Annotated in this window: 16 protein-coding genes; 9 read left to right on the top strand and 7 right to left on the bottom strand. The window is 72.8% G+C overall.

All coding sequences use genetic code 11. The features are described from left to right. The first annotated feature begins 9 nt into the window (after window positions 1-9). Window positions 10-1194, top strand: a complete 1185-nt coding sequence (locus tag ABUW04_RS15300; protein WP_380565132.1) for a LacI family DNA-binding transcriptional regulator — start codon at window positions 10-12, stop codon at window positions 1192-1194. A gap of 43 nt (window positions 1195-1237) precedes the next feature. Here the strand turns inward: ABUW04_RS15300 and ABUW04_RS15305 are convergent, their stop codons facing one another. After that, the gene (locus ABUW04_RS15305) at window positions 1238-2737 is read right to left on the bottom strand and encodes a carbohydrate-binding protein (protein ID WP_380565133.1); all 1500 of its coding nucleotides are present in this window, start codon (window positions 2735-2737) and stop codon (window positions 1238-1240) included. 195 nt (window positions 2738-2932) lie between these two features. After that, a complete protein-coding gene (locus ABUW04_RS15310; protein WP_051726002.1) occupies window positions 2933-3262 on the bottom strand; it encodes an STAS domain-containing protein in 330 nt (109 codons plus the stop codon). 322 nt (window positions 3263-3584) lie between these two features. On the opposite strand from ABUW04_RS15310, the gene ABUW04_RS15315 reads away from it, so the two are divergent. The 3 genes from ABUW04_RS15315 (at window position 3585) to ABUW04_RS15325 (ending at window position 6115) form a co-directional block, all read left to right on the top strand. Next, a complete protein-coding gene (locus ABUW04_RS15315) occupies window positions 3585-4226 on the top strand; it encodes a VanZ family protein (protein ID WP_380565135.1) in 642 nt (213 codons plus the stop codon). A 37-nt stretch (window positions 4227-4263) separates the two neighbouring features. Beyond that, window positions 4264-5205 (top strand): S66 peptidase family protein, encoded by a 942-nt coding sequence (locus ABUW04_RS15320; RefSeq protein ID WP_380565136.1) that lies wholly within the window; start codon window positions 4264-4266, stop codon window positions 5203-5205. 61 nt (window positions 5206-5266) lie between these two features. Continuing rightward, window positions 5267-6115: a TIGR02452 family protein gene (locus ABUW04_RS15325; RefSeq protein WP_380565138.1), complete on the top strand. Its 849-nt coding sequence runs from the start codon at window positions 5267-5269 to the stop codon at window positions 6113-6115. On the opposite strand, the gene ABUW04_RS15330 is transcribed toward ABUW04_RS15325, so the two are convergent. Further along, window positions 6099-6548, bottom strand: a complete 450-nt coding sequence (locus tag ABUW04_RS15330) for a DUF5994 family protein (protein WP_380565140.1) — start codon at window positions 6546-6548, stop codon at window positions 6099-6101. The genes ABUW04_RS15325 and ABUW04_RS15330 overlap by 17 nt on opposite strands. Window positions 6549-6770: 222 nt before the next feature. Between ABUW04_RS15330 and ABUW04_RS15335 the strand changes: the two genes are divergently transcribed. Beyond that, window positions 6771-8324 carry a carboxylesterase/lipase family protein gene (locus tag ABUW04_RS15335; RefSeq protein ID WP_380565142.1) on the top strand — a complete coding sequence of 518 codons (1554 nt, stop codon included), beginning with the start codon at window positions 6771-6773 and terminating at the stop codon, window positions 8322-8324. Window positions 8325-8392: 68 nt separating this feature from the next. After that, window positions 8393-8815 carry a polyketide cyclase gene (locus tag ABUW04_RS15340; protein ID WP_380565144.1) on the top strand — a complete coding sequence of 141 codons (423 nt, stop codon included), beginning with the start codon at window positions 8393-8395 and terminating at the stop codon, window positions 8813-8815. Between the two features lie 147 nt (window positions 8816-8962). Here ABUW04_RS15340 and ABUW04_RS15345 read toward each other — a convergent pair whose 3' ends face one another. The 4 genes from ABUW04_RS15345 to ABUW04_RS15360 form a co-directional block, all read right to left on the bottom strand. Further along, window positions 8963-10072: a Gfo/Idh/MocA family protein gene (locus ABUW04_RS15345; RefSeq protein WP_380565146.1), complete on the bottom strand. Its 1110-nt coding sequence runs from the start codon at window positions 10070-10072 to the stop codon at window positions 8963-8965. Beyond that, window positions 10069-10824 (bottom strand): sugar phosphate isomerase/epimerase family protein, encoded by a 756-nt coding sequence (locus ABUW04_RS15350; RefSeq protein ID WP_380565148.1) that lies wholly within the window; start codon window positions 10822-10824, stop codon window positions 10069-10071. The genes ABUW04_RS15345 and ABUW04_RS15350 overlap by 4 nt, the downstream gene beginning before the upstream one ends. A 123-nt stretch (window positions 10825-10947) precedes the next feature. Then, entirely contained in the window at window positions 10948-11868 is a 921-nt protein-coding gene (locus tag ABUW04_RS15355; protein WP_380565149.1) for a sugar phosphate isomerase/epimerase family protein, read from the bottom strand. Continuing rightward, on the bottom strand, window positions 11865-13010 hold the full coding sequence (locus tag ABUW04_RS15360) for a Gfo/Idh/MocA family protein (RefSeq protein ID WP_380565151.1): 1146 nt from the start codon (window positions 13008-13010) through the stop codon (window positions 11865-11867). The genes ABUW04_RS15355 and ABUW04_RS15360 overlap by 4 nt, the downstream gene beginning before the upstream one ends. A 124-nt stretch (window positions 13011-13134) precedes the next feature. Between ABUW04_RS15360 and ABUW04_RS15365 the strand changes: the two genes are divergently transcribed. From ABUW04_RS15365 to ABUW04_RS15375, 3 genes are all read left to right on the top strand, one after another. Then, window positions 13135-14313 (top strand): ROK family transcriptional regulator, encoded by a 1179-nt coding sequence (locus ABUW04_RS15365; protein WP_051726000.1) that lies wholly within the window; start codon window positions 13135-13137, stop codon window positions 14311-14313. A gap of 43 nt (window positions 14314-14356) precedes the next feature. Then, window positions 14357-16102 (top strand): serine/threonine-protein kinase, encoded by a 1746-nt coding sequence (locus ABUW04_RS15370; RefSeq protein WP_380565153.1) that lies wholly within the window; start codon window positions 14357-14359, stop codon window positions 16100-16102. Window positions 16103-16383: 281 nt separating this feature from the next. Beyond that, a complete protein-coding gene (locus ABUW04_RS15375; protein WP_380565154.1) occupies window positions 16384-18123 on the top strand; it encodes a cholesterol oxidase substrate-binding domain-containing protein in 1740 nt (579 codons plus the stop codon). The last annotated feature ends 12 nt before the right edge of the window (window positions 18124-18135 follow it).

Genomic DNA, 18135 nt, shown 5'->3' on the forward strand with positions numbered 1-18135 from the left:
GATGTCCGTATGACGCAGTCGGAGGAAGAGCACGGCCTGGCCGGAGACCTGAGCGGGAGTTCACGCGAGAGCGGGCCGGCCGCGGAACCCGCCGGGGAGGCCGGCGGGGAGGCTGGTGGCGAGGCGGCCGGGGTCCGGCGCGGGGGCACCGGGGCTGCCTGGCGGCCGACGCTGCAGGAGGTCGCCGCGCTGGCCGGGGTCTCGCGTGCGACGGCGTCCCGGGTGGTCAACGGCGGGGCGGGGGTGCGGGACGCGGTCCAGGCCAAGGTGCGCCGGGCCGTGGACGAGCTCGGCTACGTGCCCAACCCGGCGGCGCGGGCGCTGATGACACGGCGTCAGGACGCGGTGGCGGTGGTGGTCGCGGAGCCGGAGAGCCGGGTCTTCTCCGACCCGTTCTTCGCCCGGCAGCTGCGCGGCATCGGCCGGGAGCTGTCGGCCTCGGGGGTGCAGCTGGTGCTGCTGCTGGTGACCGAGGCGGGCGACTACGCGCAGGTGGGACGCTATCTGGCGGCGGGTCATGTGGACGGGGCGCTGATCTTCTCGGTGCACAACGACGACCCGCTGCCGGCGATCGTCGACGGCCTGGGGCTGCCCACCGTCTACGGCGGCCGACCGGGCTGGGAGCCCACCGGCGCGGCACCGCTGTACGTCGACACCGACAACCGGGGCGGGGCCAGGGCCGCGGTCCGGCATCTGCGGGAGCGCGGGCGGCGCCGGATCGCGGTGATCACCGGACCGCTGGACCAGGCCTCGTCGCTGGACCGGCTCTCCGGCTACCGCGACGTCCTGCCGCAGGACGATCCGGCGCTGGTCGCCGAGGGCGACTTCACCGCCGAGGGCGGGCAGCGGGCGATGGCGGAGCTGCTGGACCGCAACGGCGGCGCGGACGCCCCGGACGCGGTGTTCGCCTGCTCCGACCTGATGGCGGCGGGGGCGATGGCCGTCCTCGCGGAACGCGGGCTGCGCGTTCCGGAGGACGTCGCCGTGGTCGGCTTCGACGACGGCGACACCGCGGCGCAGTGGGCCTCGCCGCCGCTGACGACGGTGCGTCAGGACATCGAGGGGATGGGCCGGTTGATGGCCAGACTGCTGCTGACCCGGCTGCAGCTGACCTTCGACGGGAACGCGGAGGCGGCGGCCGGGCTGGTGCCGGTGGTGACCCCCTCGGAGCTGGTCGTCCGCGCCTCCAGCTGAGGAGGCGGGGCCCCGGGGGGTCACCACCGGTGGGTGCCGGGTGCTACTGGGTCGGGAAACTGACGTAGTGCAGGCTCACGTACGGCGGGTTGCCCGAGGCGCCGGAGACAAACTCCAGGTAGACGTCATGGGTGCCGGTGGTGTTGGTGATGTTGGCCGGGACCGTGGTCCAGCTGGACCAGCCGCCGGTGTTCGCCACCGCGAAACTGCCGATCGGGGCGTTGGACGGACTGTCGAGGACCACTTCGACCAGCCCGCTGACGCCGCCCGCGGCACCGGATGCGACCCGGGCGTGGAACTGGCTGGACCCGGTGCCGAAGTTGATGCCCGAGTACTTCAGCCAGGAGCCGTTGTTGAGTTGGGCCACCTGGTTGCCGTCGACGCCGGTGGGGTTGGTGTCCCCGGTCGCGGCCTGGACGGTGGCCGTCCCCTGGTGGGCGCTGAAGCAGTCGGCGGAGATGTTGGAGACGGCGGTGGTGGTGCAGCTGGTGCCGCCGCCCGAGCCGCCGGTCGCGGTGGCGGTGGGCGTGGGGGTCGGCGTGGGCGTCGGGGTCGGTGTCGAGGTGGTGCTGCCGGCGGCCTTCTCGTAGGCGGCGAACCAGTCGACGCTCATGCCCGCGCCGGAGCTGGTGGCCGCCGAGGGCGAGGTGCAGCCGCAGATGGCGTTGGGGTAGGCGCCGCCGATGGCCACGTTGAAGATGGCGAAGAAGCCGTGGTCGACCGCCGCCTGCCAGGTGGCGACCGGGACCTGGCTCTCGTTGACCGTGAAGGTCTGGGTGCCGTCCAGGTAGAAGCGCAGCTGCTCGGCCGAGGTGTTGGTGCGGTCCAGGATCACCGAGTAGGTGTGGTAGCCGGTCTGGCAGCCCGAGCAGGCCTGCAGCCCGCTGCCGATGCCGGTGGTCTCGTTGCAGGGACCGCCGGGGTCGACCCCGCAGTGGAAGGTGGTGGAGTGCTCGCTGAGGGCGTTGACGTCCTCCATGATGTCCAGCTCGCCCACGCTGGGCCAGTTGGTCGCGCCGACCGGACGGGCAGCCGCGCCGAGCGCCCAGAAGGCGGGCCAGTAGCCGCTGCCGGAGGCCGGGTTGGGCTGCTCCAGGCTGGCGCTGAGCTCCAGCTCACCGCCGGCCGGGGCGGCGAAGTCGGTGCGCTGGGTCTCGACCCGGCCCGAGGTCCAGTTGCCGGAGGCGTCCCGGACCGGCTTGATGACCAGGTGCCCCGCGCCGTCCTGGTAGACGTTGGTGGTCGAGCTGGTCGCCGTCTCGACCTCGCCGGTGCCCCAGTTCCCGGCGCCGCCGGGGTAGCTGGTGCCGGTGTCGTAGAGCCAGTTCGCCGTGTTGAGACCGGTTCCGGCGGCCCCGTTGAAGTCGTCGCTGAAGGCCGTGGTCCAACCGGCGGGCGCGGACGGGACGGTGGCGGAGGCGCTGCCGGAGCCGGCGGTGAGCGCGAGCACCCCCGCCAGCGGCAGGGCGAGGGCGGTGAGCAGCGCCGCCGTGCGGCGGCGCAACGGCACGCGATGAGGGCGCGGAAGGGTGGTTCTGCGCATGGGGAACCCTCCAGGCTTAGGGAAGTGAACGCTGAACGGTGCTTCTTCCTTCGGTTCAGTGAATTGAGAGCGCTTCCAATTCGCTGATGGACGGTTCCGGAACGCGTAACGCAGTGTCAGCCTGAAGCTGATGGGTCGTCAATACGCTGTGCAGCGTTCACTTGTCGAAGACATGGCGACTGGAAGACGTGGCGACTAGTCGGGCGGGCGGGTGAGCAGTTCGTCCAGCCCGGCCGCGTCCAGCACCTTCTGCAGGGTCGACCGCACCTGGATCAGGTACAGCGGCACCTCGCGCAGCGCGGCCATCCGGTGCGAGGCCAGCAGCGCGCTGAGCCCTCCGGCGTCGCAGAACCGGACCAGGGCGACGTCCAGCTCGATGCGCCGCACCGCCTGGTCCCGCAGCAGGGCGGCGACCGCCCGCTCCAGCATCGGAGTGGCGTCGAGGTCCACCTCGCCTGCCAGAAGCAGCTGCGCCGTACTGCGCCCGTCCAGGACGAGGACGGTCAGCCGGGAATCCCCACGCACCAGCCCACCTCCCCCAACGGAATGGATCCTCACTGTAGTTGGCGAACGGGCCGGGTGAATATGCCGTCAGCACTTGTAACACTTATGGGTGACGAAGGTCTCCCCCGGCCCGGGATCAGCGGGATGACGACGGCCACGGCCGACATGAAGGTGACCGCTACGGGTAGACGCACCCGCGGGGCGTAGCGTCACCGAGGAACCAAGAGGAGGCCGGTCAATGGGTCGCACGGTCGCGGCGGTGGGGAACGTGACTTCGGGGGGCAGGAGCGGGGACAAGGGCGGGGGCGGGGGCAGAGGCCGTGTCCGGCGGGTGGCGTCCGCGATGCCCGGGCGGGACCTGTTCCGTCGGCGGAGCGCGGCGCTCCCGAAGAAGCAGCCGAGCACCCCGGCGGCCGCGAAGGCGCCCCGTCCCCGTCCCCGTCCCCTCCCCCGCGCCCGGAAGGCCCGGAGCCTGGGGGCGCGGCTGCTGCGGGCGGTCGTCGGCACCGTGGCGCTGCTCGGCCTCGCGGTGTGCGGCGCGGTGATCGTCAAGCTGACGCTCACGCCCTCCCCGGCGTCGGTGGGCATCGCCCACACCAATCTGCACCCGGGTACGTCGATCCGGCTCTACCTGGACCAGCCGTCGGTCCGCCAGGCGCTGCTGCAGATCGGCGGCAACATCCTCATCGGCGTCCCCTTCGGCCTGCTGCTGCCGGTGATCTCGCCGCGCACCCGCGGCCTGCTCCGGACGGTGCTGATCTGCTCGTTCGTGGTGCTGCTGCTGGAGCTCGGACAGCACTTCTTCGTCGAGGGGCGCTCCTTCGACATCGACGACGTGATCCTCGCCGCGGTCGGTGCGGTGATCGGCTACCTGCCGCTTGGGCGGAAGCTCTCGCTGCGGATGCACCCGGACCACCGGCACTGGTGGCAGCGCCGGTGGGACGCGATGCGCAGGCGTTCCGGCACCGCGCGCAGGGTACGGTGACGTTTTCGCCGCGATCACCGCACCGGGAGCTGAAGCCGTGTCCGAGGTCCAACCCCTGCAGCGTCCGCGCCGGCTCACCGCCGGGGACCGGGTCGCCGTCGTCGCACCGTCCGGCGGTCTGGTCCCGGAGCGGCTGGAGCGCGGGGTGTCGATCCTGGAGTCCTGGGGGCTGCTGGTCGAGGTGATGCCGAGCGTGCTGGCCGGCCACCCGGAGCTGCCCTACCTCGCCGCCCCGGACGCCGGCCGCGCCGCCGACCTGGAGAAGGCCTGGCTGGACCCGGGGGTCGCCGCCGTGGTCTGCGCACGCGGCGGCTACGGTGCGCAGCGGATCGTCGACCAGCTCGACTGGTCCGCGATGGCGGCCCAGGCCGAGCCCAAGGTCTTCGTCGGCTACAGCGATGTGACGGCGCTTCACGAGGCGTTCGCCGTCCGGCTCGGGCTGTCCACGCTGTATGGGCCGATGGCCGCCGCAGCGGTGTTCGGGGCCGACCCGGCCACCGCCGAGGGGCTGCGCCGGACCCTGTTCGAACCGGAGACGGTGCAGCTGCTCACCTCCCCCACCGCCGAATGCCTGCTGCCCGGCCGGGCCACCGGCGTCACCGCCGGCGGCTGCCTCACCCTGCTGGCCGCCGACCGGGGCACCCCCTTCGCGCGGCCGGGCTTCGAAGGCGCGATCCTGCTGCTGGAGGACGTGGACGAGGACCTCTACGCGCTGGACCGGCTGCTCACCCAACTGCTGCGCTCCGGCGCCCTGGCAGGGGTGGCCGGCATCGCGCTGGGATCGTGGCAGGACTGCCGCCCCTCCCCCGACCGGATCCGGCAGCTGATGCTGGAACGGCTGGGCCCGCTGGGCATCCCGGTGATCTGGGAACTGGGCTTCGGCCACAGCCCCACCAGCCTGACCGTCCCACTGGGCATCCCCGCCGTGCTGGACGCCGACGCCGGCACGCTGCGACTGGAACTGCCCGCGCTGCGCTGAGCCCCGGGTCGGCCGAAATCGGCTTTCCCAGCTGCCACACCGTCACCTAGCGTGGGCCGACGTGAGCAGCAGACTCCGTCAGTACGCGACGGTCAACGAGGAGATCGCAGCAGCCGGGCAGTACCGGGCAGCCGACGGTCGGACGGTTCCGGTGGGCCCGGCCCTGGCAGCCGCGGCCGAGCGGACCCGGTGCTACTCCCCCGAGGAGCCACTTGACGTTCCGGAGCATGCGGACGGCGGCGGGCCCCGGATCGAGGTGACCGCCGAGGGGAGCCTGGCCGCGGCGCAGCGGCTGTTCCGGGCGGGACCGGGCGAGATCGCGGTGCTGAACTTCGCCTCCGCGCGCAACCCCGGCGGCGGGTACCTGCGCGGGGCCAAGGCCCAGGAGGAGGACCTGTGCCGGCATGCGCTGCTGTACCACTGCCTGCTGCGGGCCCCGGAGTACTACGCGGCGCACCGGGCCTCCGACGACCTGCTCTACAGCGACCGGGTGATCTGGTCGCCCGCCGTCCCGGTGATCCGCGACGAGGACGGCGCGCTGCTGGCCGAGCCGTTCCCGGTCTCCTTCCTGACCTCTCCTGCGCCCAACGCCGGCCAGGTGCTGCGGCGCAGCCCCGGTGCCGGCGCGGAGATCCGGGCGGTGCTGCGCCGGCGGGCAGCACGGGTCCTCGCGGTCGCCGCGCACCACCGGGTGCGGCGGCTGGTGCTCGGCGCCTGGGGCTGCGGGGTGTTCGCCAACGACCCGGCGGAGGTCGCCACTGCCTTCCGCGATCTGCTGGTCCCCGGCGCGGAGCTCCGGTCGGCCTTCGACGAGGTGGTCTTCGCCGTCCGGGACCGCGCCTCGCCGTCCGCCAACCGTGAGGCGTTCCGCGAGGCGTTCGCCGATGCTCAGGTCACCCCGCTGCGGTGAGGAGGGCGTCAGCGCCGGCGGGGTTGTGCACATCGGTGGCTGCCGCCATCAGCAGGGCCGCGCGGGCGGGGTCGCACTCGGGCGGGATGACCAGGAGGTTCCAGCGGCCCACCTGGTAGGAGAAGAGGGACAGGTCGGCCTGCTCCTGCTCGGTGTCGAACCAGCCCAGGCGCACGATCCGCCTGCCGACCGGGACCCTGGAGGGCAGGTCGGGCCACATGCCCTCGTGCACGGTCACCCGGGTGATCCGTCCCCATACCCGGTCCAGGACCTCGACCAGCGGCGGGAGCTCCTGGGCCATGTCCCTGGACCGGGGCCACCAGGCGCCGTCCACCCGGCCTCGGATCCGACTTGTCGGCTTGAGTTCGAGCCGCACGCCCTGGGACAGCGGCAGGACCGGGTCGGCTTCGGGGGAAATGCTGATGGTGGTCACGTCGCGGACCTGTCCCCGGGCCGACGAGCGCCCGGTGTCGTCGCTCGCCGGAGACGACGCCACCCAGCCGGCAACGCGCGAAAAGCCCTCGGTAACCCAACAGTAGCGCGCCGCGCCGGATAAATGGCTGGCGTGCACCGGGAGGCGGCGGGATGATCCACGGGTCCGGGGGGACGGCGGCTCCTGCGATCGACCTCCAGGTGCCCGTACAGGGAGTGCGTCATGAGCGATGCCGCGTCCGAGCGGTCCGGATCCCGGCCCGAGGTCCGCTCGGCGGCCGGGACTCTGCGCGGCAGCCGGGAGGGTGGTGTCGCAGTCTTCCGCGGTATCCCCTTCGCCGAACCGCCGGTCGGACCGCTGCGTTTCGCCGCGCCCCGGCCGGTGCGGGGCTGGGACGGGGTACGCGAGGCAGTGTCGTTCGGGCCACCGCCCCCGCAGGGCGGTGCCTTCGGCATGGACGCGATGTCGCGGGACGCAGCGGACTGCGACTGGCTGACCGTCAACGTCTGGTCGCCGGATCCGGGCCCGGGCGCGGGGCTGCCGGTTCTGGTGTGGATCCACGGCGGCGCCTACACCATCGGAACGTCCGGACTTCCCGAGTACGACGGCGGGCGTCTGGCCGGCGAGGGCGACGTGGTCGTGGTGACCTTCAACTATCGGGTGGGTCTGGAGGGCTTCGGGTACTTCGAGGGCGCGCCCGCCAACCGTGGCCTGCTCGACCAGGTCGCCGCTCTGGAGTGGGTCCGGGACAACATCCGGGCCTTCGGCGGCGACCCGGACAACGTCACCGTCTTCGGAGAGTCGGCGGGCGGCGGATCGGTCGCGGCACTGCTCGCCATGCCGGGCGCGTCCGGGCTCTTCGGCCGGGCCGTCGCCCAGAGCGTGCAGGGCACCTTCTTCGCACCGGAGCTCGCCGCCGACATCGCCGCCGCGTGCAGCGCGGAGCTGGGGCTGCGGCCCACCGCGGCCGAGCTGTCCGGGGTGGACCCGTCCCGGCTGTCCGCCGCAGGTGACGCGGTGGGCGCCAAGTCGGCCCAGTGGGCAAGTCGTTGGGGTCCGATCGCGCACCGGGCGATCCTCTTCTCACCGGTTGTCGGCGGCGCGGAGCTGCCGGCCACCCCCTGGCAGGCCCTGGCCGACGGTGCCGGCCGGGACATCGCGCTGCTCGTCGGTCACACCCGGGACGAGCAGCGGCTGTTCACCGCGCTCGAAGGGCTGCTCGGCCAGGTGACGGAGGATCAGGCTGCCACCGCCCTGCGCGTCTTCGCCCCCGGCAGCGACGGCGCGCAGCGGTACCGGGACGGCTGTCCGGATGCCGGCCCTGAGCAGCTGTACGAGCTGGTCAACTCCGACTGGGCGTTCCGCATGCCGAGCCTCCGCCTCGCGGAGGAGCAGTCCGCCTCCGGCGGCCGGGTCCATGTGTACGAGCTCGCCTGGCCCGCCCCGGGCATGGGCGGCGTCATGGGTGCCTGCCACGGTCTGGACGTGCCGCTGGTCTTCGGCAATCTGGACCGCGGCCATCCTGCCGCGCTGATCGGGGCGGGCCCGCCTGCCGAGGCGGAGTCGCTGTCGGCCCGCATGCGCGCCGCCTGGGCGGCGTTCGCCGCGCACGGAGACCCCGGCTGGCCCGGGTACGACACCGGGCAGCGGCTGGTTCAGGTCTTCGACGCCGAGCCGGTGGTCACCGCCTACCCGGAGGAGACCTCCCGCCTGATCTGGCAGGACCACACCATCCCGGTCCTGCCGCTGCTCGGCCCTGCCGGGGCGAGTGACTGAAGCTCCGTCAGGGACCGTGCGGCCGCTATAGCCTGTGCGCACAGACACCGACCACGGGGAGACCGCAGATGTGGACGTACGAGCACAGCGTGGAGACCGGCGCCGAGAACCGCGCGGCGATCTGGCGGCTGTGGGCCGATGTGGCGAACTGGGGCTCCTGGAACGCGGAGATCGAGAAGGTCGAGCTGCAGGGGCCGTTCGCGGCGGGGTCGACCATCATCATGACGCCGCCCGGTGACGAGCCGATCGAGATGCGGATCGCGGCGACGGAGGAGAACCAGTCCTTCGTCGACGAGGCGCACTTCGGCGACAACGTCTTCCGCACCAACCACACGATCGAGCCGATCGACGCCCAGCGCATCCGCGTCGTCTACAGCATGGAGATCGTCGGCCCGGACGCGGACGAGCTCGGCCCCGAGATGGGTCCGGGCATCACCGCGGACTGGCCCGACACCATGGCAGCGCTGGTCGCTCAAGCCGAACGGGGGTAGCCCGGGGGATGTCGGCTGCGGACCGTAGATGGTTGACCGCGCAGTTCCCCGCGCCCCCAGCTGATTGCAACTGAGCCAGTTGCAGACCCCAAGGGGCGCGGGGAACTGCGCGACAAACCCACTACGGTCCGCAGCCGACGTCCGTCCTCAGCCCAGCGTGGCCTCAAGAGGGGACCAGCTCTCCGCCAAAGGTTCGGGCGCCTCGCAGCGGGAGCTGACGCCGCGGAAGGCGCCTGCGGCCGCGGATTCGGTGACCGCGGACATGGTCTCCAGGACGTGCTGGGCCAGTTCGCCGGAGGCGCGGTGCGGGTCGCCCGTGCGCAGGGCGCGGGCCATGTCCAGGACGCCGATGCCGCGTCCCGCGGTGGTCCCGCTGACCGGCAGCTCGCGCCAGTCCTCGTCGGCGCCGCCGCGCACCCGCAGCACCCCGTCGAAGGTGTTGGGGTCGGGGATCTCCAGGGTCCCCTCGGTCCCGGTGACCTCGAACTGGATCCGGGGCAGCGCCGAGTCGAAGCTGAAGGTGGTCGCCGCGGTCGCACCGCGCTCGAAGTCCAGCAGCGCCGTGACGTGGGTGGGCACCTCGACCGCAAAGCCGGTGCCGGCCCTCGGGCCCGAGCCGATGACCCGTTCGGCCCGGCCCTGCCTGGCCGTCGCGGCGACCTGGGCCACCGGTCCCAGCAGCGCGGTCAGCGCGGTCAGGTAGTAGGGCCCCAGGTCGAACAGCGGACCCGCGCCGTACTGGAACAGGAACTCGGGGCTGGGGTGCCAGCGCTCGGGACCGAAGTTCATCACCGCGGTGTTGGCGGCGACCGGGGTGCCGATGGCACCGGCCGCGATGGCCCGCAGCGCGCTCTGCAGACCGGCGCCGAGGAAGGTGTCGGGAGCGCTCCCGACGCGCAGGCCGCGAGTCGCCGCCTCCGCGAGCAGCTTCTCCCCCTCGACCGGGTCCAGGGCGAGCGGCTTCTCGCCGTAGACGTGCTTGCCGGCCTCCAGCGCGGCCCGGGCCACCGCCGCATGGGCGGCCGGGATGGTCAGGTTGACGACCAGTTCGACCTCGGGACGGGCCAGCACCGAGTCCAGGTCGCCGGAGAACGGGACGCCGTACTCCTCGGCGGCCGTCCTGGCCCGCTCGGTGTCCAGGTCGGCGATACCGACGACCTGGACGTCCGGGAAGGTGGTGAGGTTCTTCAGGTACTGGGTGCTGATCACGCCCGCGCCGACCAGGGCGACGCCGACGGGTCCGGAGCGGGCGGTCATGCCTGGGCCTCCAGGGCGGAGAGGTAGCGGCGGCTGTCGGCGATGGCGTCGATGATGTCGGTGGCGCAGTTGTCGAGTTCGACGATGCGCCAGGCGTCGGCCGGGGCGGCGGCCAGGATCGCGGGCACCGGCATGGCACCGGCGCCGACCGCGGTGTGCGGCTCGCCCTTGACGATCGGACCGTCCTTGACGTGCAGCGCCTTCACCCGGTCGCCGAGACCTCCGAGGACCAGCGGGACGTCGGCGCCGCCGACGGCGGCCCAGTAGGTGTCGACCTCCAGGAAGACCCGCGGGTCGAGCAGGTCGGCCAGCTCCTCCAGCGCGTGACGGCCGTTCACCTGGGGCTCGAACTCCCACCAGTGGTTGTGGTAGCCGAGCTGCAGGCCGTGGCCGGCGGCGCGCTCAGCGAGCGCGTTGAGGGTGTCCGCGGCCCGGGTCAGGCCCTCGGTGCCGGTGAACTCCTCCTCGGCGATACCGGCCGGGACGATGACCATGCCGGTGCCGAGCACCGCGGCCGCGTCGAACACGGCGTCGGCCTCGGTGTCGGTGCCGAGCAGGTCCATGGCGTGGACGCTGGAGACGGACAGGCCGAGGTCGTCGGCGACCTTGCGGAAGCCGATCGGGTCGTCGGTGGGCCGGAACGGCTCCACCGCGCCGAACCCGGCCTCGGCGATCCGGCGCAGCACGCCGTCGCGGTCGTCGGAGATCAGCTCGCGGACGGAGTAGAGCTGGACGGAGAGGGGGTGGGTCATCTCTGGTGCGCTCCTCGGGACACAGTGAAGGAAGGGAGGTGGAACCGCTCGGATCCGGGCAATGAGTTCACGTGCAGGGGTTCAGCTGCAGGGGTTCAGCTGCAGGTGGTCGGCCGCGCAGGGTCAGGCGACGATCAGCGGGCGCAGGGTGCGGTGGGCGACGATCAGGCCCTGCTTGACCTTCTCCTCGGTGCCGCCCCAGACCGGGTCCTCGTGCTCGACCGAGAGCGTCCCGGTGAAGCCGCCCTCGTAGAGGGTGTCGACCACGGCACGCCAGTCGACGTCGCCGAGACCGGGGACGCGGTAGCGCCACCAGCCGACGTCCCAGGGGTTGTCGCGCTCCAGGGTCTTGCCGAAGAAGCCGTAGCGGGTGCGGGCCCGCGGGTCCAGCTGGGCGTCCTTGGCCTGGGCGTGCGGGATCCGGTCGACGTAGGGGCGCAGCGCCTCGACCGGGTCGATGCCGAGCCACATCAGGTGGGAGGGGTCGTAGTTGAGGTAGAAGCCGAGCGAGAACATCCACTCCCACAGCTCCGGGGAGTAGGCGAGGTTGCCCGGGTAGCCGTCCGGGTGCCAGCCCTCCATCACGCAGTTCTCGATGATGAGCTTGACGCCGCGTTCGGTGGCGTAGTCGACCAGCGGCGGCAGCACCTTGTCGCCGACGGCGATGTTCTCCTTGACGGAGCGTCCGGGGTCGCGGCCGATGAAGGTGCCCACGTAGGGGACGCCGAGCAGGGCGGCGGCGTCAATGTTGCGGCGCAGGTGCTCGGCGATCTCGGCGCGGCGGCGCTCGTCGGGGTGCAGGTTGTTCTCGTAGTAGGCGAAGGCGGAGATCTCCACGCCGTGCTGGTCGAACAGTGCCCTGACCCGCTCGGCGCCGTCCTGGTCCAGGGCGGCGACGTCGAGGTGGCTGGCTTCGAAGTCCCGCGACCCGGTGGACGGCCAGGTGGCCACCTCCAGCGCGTCGTAGTCGTGGGCGGCGGCCCAGGGGACGATCTGCTCCAGGGTGAGCTGGGGCAGGCAGGCGGTCAGGAATCCCAGTTTCATGCGGGTACCTCGGTCCAGGAGCGGGTGTGGGCGGAGTCGAGGACGGCGTCGGTGAGCGCCGCGGTGCGGGCGGCGTCCGCGAAGCCGGGGTGGCGGACCTCGCCGCCGCGGACCGCGTCGTGCACGTCGCGGACGAAGGCGGCGAAGCAGTCCTGGTAGCCGAGCGGGTGCCCGGGCGGCACGGTGGACAGCCGGGCCGCGTCCGGGGCCAGCAGGGCCGCGTCGCGGCTGAGCACCTCGGTGCTCGCGCGGCGGCCGAGCAGCAGTGTCTCCGGGTTCTCCTGGTCGAAGGTGACGCTGGCGTCGGCCGCGTCGACCTCCAGCCAGAGCCGGTTCTTGCGGCCCGGCGAGACCTGGGAGACCAGCAGCGAGCCGGTGGCGCCCCGGTCGGTGCGGAACAGCAGGTGGGCGGCGTCTTCGGTAGTCACAGCCTCGGTGGTGGCGGCCTGCCGGTCTCCCGCACCGCCGGCGGCCGGTGCGCTGAAGGTGCCGCTCATGGCGGCGCTGCGCTCGCCGTGGACGGTCGCGGTGGAGGCGACCAGTTCGGTGATGCGGTGCCCGGTGATCCACTCGGCCAGGTCGCACCAGTGCGAGCCGATGTCGGCGAAGGCCCTGGAGGGTCCTCCGACGACCGGGTCGACCCGCCAGTTGCTGTCGGCCGGGTCGGCCAGCCAGTCCTGGAGGTAGTGGCCGTGCAGCAGGTGCACCGCGCCCAGCGCCCCTGACCGCACCCGGGCCCTGGCCTCGGCGGCCATCGGGTGGTAGCGGTAGACGAACGGCACCGCTGCCACCACGCCCTGCTCGGCAGCGAGCCGGGTCAGTTCGGCGGCCTGCGCCGCCGAGGTGGCCAGCGGCTTCTCGCAGACCACGTGCTTGCCGGCCCGCAGGGCGAGTTCGGCCAGCGGGTGGTGCAGTCCGTTGGGCGTGCAGATGTGCACGATGTCGACCTCGTCGCTGACGACCAGGTCCTCGGAGGTGTCATAGGCGCGCTCAGCGCCCAGTTCGGCGGCGGCGGCCTTGCCGCGTTCCGGGGTGGAGGCGGAGACCCCGACCAGTCGGGCCCCCGCCCGTCGGACGGCGTCCGCGTGGACCCGGGCGACCATGCCTGCTCCGGCGATGGCGACCCGGAGTTGACCGTGCATCACAGCGCGGCTCCTTTCCGATACGTCAGAACCGTAATCCCGCTGGTATCCGCTTGACAATGACGTGATTTACGCTAACTTCTGGCATAAATATCGGGCCGAGCATGCGGTGCGGGTGGGACGGATGAGCACGATCGACGCACGGCAGTACGCGGTGCTGAGCGAGGTGGCCCGGCTGGTCGCCTCCGGCGCCGCCGGGACCAGGAGCGCCCTGGCCACCGCCACCGGCATGTCCAGGGCCACGGTGTCGCAGCGGGTGGACACCCTGATCGGGGCCGGGCTGCTGCTGGACGGCGAGCCGGCGGGCGCGGCCCGCGGCCGCCCCCCGCTGACGCTCCGGCTCAACCCGCTGACCGGTGCGGTCGTCGCGGTCGACCTGGGCGCCACCCACTGCCGGGTGCTGCTCACCGACCTCGGCGGCGCCCCGCTGGCCGAGACCGCCGCCAGCATCGGCATCGGCGAGGGTCCGGTGCCGATCCTGACCCGGGTCGACACCCTGTTGCGGGCCCTGCTGGAGCAGTGCGGCCGGAAGACCTCCGATGTCCGGGCGATCAGCCTGGGCGTACCGGGACCGGTCGACTTCGCCACCGGCACCCCGGTCCGGCCGCCGATCATGCCGGGCTGGGACGGCTATCCCATCCCCTCCTTCTTCGCCGACGGCTACGACGCGCCGGTGCTGGTGGACAACGACGTCAATCTGATGGCGCTCGGCGAGTACGCGCACCGCGAGGCGGTCCGGCACCTGCTCTACGTCAAGGTCGGCACCGGCATCGGCTGCGGCATCGTCTCCGGCGGCGAGTTGCACCGCGGCGCCTCCGGGGCCGCCGGCGACATCGGCCACGTCCGGGTCCCCGGCCATGAGGACGTGCCCTGCCACTGCGGCAACACCGGCTGCATCGAGGCGGTGGCCTCCGGCGGCGCGCTGGTCGCGGCGCTGCGCGAGGCCGGCTGCGACGTGCTCACCACCCGTGACGTGGTCCGGCTCAGCAGCGAGGGCAACGCCCTGGCCCGGCGTCAGGTCCGGCTGGCCGGACAGCGGCTGGGCGAGGTGCTGGCCACCGCGGTGAGCTTCCACAACCCCGACCTGATCGTCCTCGGCGGCAGCCTGGCCGAGCTGCACGAGGACCTGCTCGCGGAGATCCGCGGCGTGGTCTACCGGCGGGCGCTGCCGCTGGCCACCCGCAGCCTGGCCATCGAGACCTCGCTGCTGGCCGGACGCGCCGGGGTCGAGGGCGCCGGCCGGCTGGCCCTGCGCCATCTGCTCTCCCCCACCGGCCTGGCCCGGCTGCTCGGCGACGGCTGACCGGAGGCGGTTGCCGCACCGCCGATGCGCGATGATGTCCGCCATGGGGAGTACGGACGGGGCTTCGGACGCACACACCGGCGGGCACACCGGCGGGCAGGCGGACGGACACGCGGGCGGGCACACCGGCGGGCAGGTCGGCGAGGGCCGGCTGGTGGCGGGCCGCTACCGGCTGCTGTCCCGGCTCGGCCGCGGCGGCATGGGCACGGTGTGGCGGGCCCTGGACGATGTGCTGGACCGTCAGGTCGCGGTCAAGGAGGTGCACCTGCGCACCGACCACTCCCCGGAGGAGCGCGAGCAGCAGCGGGCCCGCACGCTGCGCGAGGCCCGCGCCGTGGCCCAGTTGCGCCATCCCTCGGTGGTCGGCATCCACGACGTGGTGGAGCAGGACGGCGAGCCGTGCATCGTGATGGAGCTGGTCGACGGCGACTCGCTGGGCGCCCGGCTCGCCGCCGAGGGTCCGCTGCCGCCGCGCGAGGCGGCCAGGATCGGCCTCGCCGTGCTCTCCGCACTGGAGGCCGTCCACGCCAAGGGCGTGCTGCACCGGGACGTCAAACCCGACAACGTCCTGCTGGAGCGCGGGACCGGGCGGATCGTGCTGACCGACTTCGGCATAGCCCGGGTCGAAGGCAGCTCCACCCTCACCGAGCAGGGCGCCTTCCTGGGCTCGCCGGAGTTCACCGCGCCGGAGCGCACCGAGGGAGGTTCCGCCGGTCCCGAGTCGGACCTGTGGTCGGTGGGCGTGCTGCTGTGCACGATGTTGGAGGGCCGCTCGCCGTTCCGTCGCGACTCCATGTCAGGCGTGCTGTACGCGGTGCTGTACGAGGAGATCCTGCTGCCGGCCAGCGTCGAGCCGCTGGCCCCGGTGGTCGCCGGACTGCTTGAGCGCGATCCGGCCCGGCGGCTGGGCTCGGCCGAGGCGGTGCGGCTGCTGCGGCTGTTCCTGGAACGCGGGGCCATGGTCGCCTCGCCGACCGCGGCGACCCTCGGGGCCGGGCCCCGGGGGCTGCCCGCCAGGCGACCGGAACGCGCCGCGACCACAGTGGTCGAGGTCGGGGCCGTCGCCGGGCCGGTGGCCGACGATCCGCCCGGGAGGCAGCGCAGTGGCCACCGGCGCACCGGGGTGCTGCTGGCCGCCGGCGGCGTGCTGGTGGCCGCGGCCACCGCGGCGACCGTGGTGCTGGCCTCGACCGGCACGCCGAGCGGGGTCGCAGCGCCGGTGACACCCATCGTGTCCACCTCCGCGTCCTCCGCGTCCTCTGCGGCGTCCGGCGCACACGCCTCCGCCCGCCCGACGCCCAGCGAAGGATCCACTGGCTCCACCGCCGCCAACGCCGTTCCGGCCGGCTTCACCCTGCGCAAGGACCCCTCCGGCCTCTTCTCCCTCGCCGTCCCGGACGGCTGGAAGCGCAGCACCGACGACTCCGGCCGGATCTTCTACATCTCCCCCGACCGGGCCTACCGCATCGGCGTGCACCCCACCCCCGTCCCGACCGAGGGCGTGCTGGCCAGCATCAAGCAGCAGGACGCCGACGGCCCCACCACCAACCCCGGCTTCCGCAACAGCAGCGTCACGTCCACCTCGTTCCACGGGACCAACAAGGCCGCCTTCTGGCAGTGGAGTTGGGACGGCTACTCGGACGACGCCTTCGGCGCCCGCGACGTGAAGGACCTCTGCTGGATCGAGAAGGGCCGCGCCTTCGACTTCTGGGTATCCGCCCCGAGCAGCAGAAGCGTCCAGGGAACCACCTACTTCGCCACCGTCTCCCAGACGTTCCAAGTTAACTGACGGGTAATCAGATCTGACGCACCGTCATTGACTTCTCGCGGTCAGGGACGGATCCTCTCCCCACCGCACCCGCCGCGGCCGTCCGACCGGTACCCGGGACCACCGGACCGGACCGCCGCCCGCAGTGCGCCACCACCACGGTTCCACGGAGTGCCCGCACCGCCTCCGTGCTGGACGCGCGCCCGCGCGCCCCCAGCGCTCCGCACAGCGCCCCCACGCTGATTCCGCATGCCCTCCACCGCCCCGCCGGGCATGCCCAACCTCTCCGCGGAGGTTTCGTCATGGGTACATCCGATCAGCCGAGCCGCCTGTCCCGCCGCACCTTTCTCGGCGCCGCCGGCGCCACCGCCGCACTGTCCAGCCTCACCTGGACACCAGCGTTCAGGGTCACCCCCGCCGAGGCGGACACCGCGGCCCCGCCCTCGTTCCCCAGCGGCATCAGCGTCTACCAGCAGGCATGGAGCAACTGGTCCGGCGAGATCGTCCTCAGCCCGCAGTGGACCTGCGCGCCGGCCACCCCCGCCGACGTGGTCACCCTCGCCAACTGGGCCCACGCCCAGGGCTGGAAGATCCGCGCCAAGGGCATGGGCCACGGCTGGTCCCCGCTGCTGGAGCCCAGCGGCGCCACCGGGAACATCCTGCTGGTCGACACCACCCAGCACCTCACCGCGGTCACCGTCAACAGCGGCAGCCCCGCCAGCGTCACCGCCCAGGCCGGCATCTCCATGCTCAACCTGCTCACCGCGCTGGAGAACTCGGGCTACGGACTGATCCACACCCCGGCCCCCGGCGACCTCAGCCTGGGCGGCGTACTGGCCATCGACGGCCACGGCAGCGCCGTCCCGGCCACCGGGGAGACCCTGACCACCGGGCACACCTTCGGCTCCGTCAGCAACCTGGTCACCTCGCTCACCGCGGTGGTCTGGGACTCCACCCAGAGCGCCTACGTCCTCAAGACCTTCCAGCGCAGCGACCCCGACATCGCCGCGTTCCTGGTCCACCTCGGCCGGGCCTTCGTCACCGAGGCCACCCTGCGGGTCGGCGCCAACGTCCGGCTGCGCTGCCAGTCCACCTACACCACCAACGTCGGAACCCTGTTCGCCCCGCCCGCCTCGGCCGGGTCCAGCTCCTTCGCCTCGCTGGTGAACAAGAGCGGGCGGGTGGAGACCATCTGGTTCCCCTTCACCACCGTGCCCTGGCTCAAGGTCTGGACGGTGACCCCCAGCAAGCCGCTGTTCTCCAAGGAGAACGACAGCCCGTTCCCGTTCACCTTCGCCGACTCCGTCAGCACCCAGGAGTCCACCCTGATCGCCGACATCGTCGGCGGCGACGTCTCGGTCACGCCGACCTTCGAGAACCTGGAGATGAGCATCGTCGGCTCCGGGCTGATCGTCACCGGCACCTGGGACATCTGGGGCTGGGCCAAGAACTCCCAGCTCTACGTCAGGCCGACCACGCTGCAGGTCACCGCGAACGGCTACGCCATCCTCTGCGCCCGGGCCGACGTCCAGCGCGTGGTCAGCGAGTTCTACACCTACCTCAACAACGCCCTGACCACCTATCAGAACCAGGGCCAGTACCCGATGAACGGCCCCTGGGAGGTCCGGGTCACCGGCCTGGACAACGCGGCCGACTGCGGGGTCTCCGGGGCGGTGCAGCCGCTGCTCAGCGCGCTGCGCCCGCGGCCGGACCAGCCGGCCTGGGACACCGCGGTGTGGATGGACCTGCTGACCATCCCCGGCACCCCGCAGTCCCAGCAGTTCTACCGGGAGACCGAGCAGTGGGTGCTCTCCAACTACACCGGCAGCTACGCGGCGGTCCGCCCCGAGTGGTCCAAGGGCTGGGCCTACTCGGGCACCGCCGCCTGGGCCGACCCGACCATCCTCGGCACCACCGTCCCGGCCGCCTACCGCACCGGTCAGCCGTCCGGCAGCAACTGGGACACCGCGCTGTCGATCCTCGACAAGTACGACCCCAGCCGGATCTACAGCAACACCTTCCTGGACGGCCTGCTGCCCTGACCCGGCCCGGTC

Source organism: Streptacidiphilus jeojiensis (assembly GCF_042510965.1).
Lineage (GTDB): Bacteria > Actinomycetota > Actinomycetes > Streptomycetales > Streptomycetaceae > Streptacidiphilus > Streptacidiphilus jeojiensis.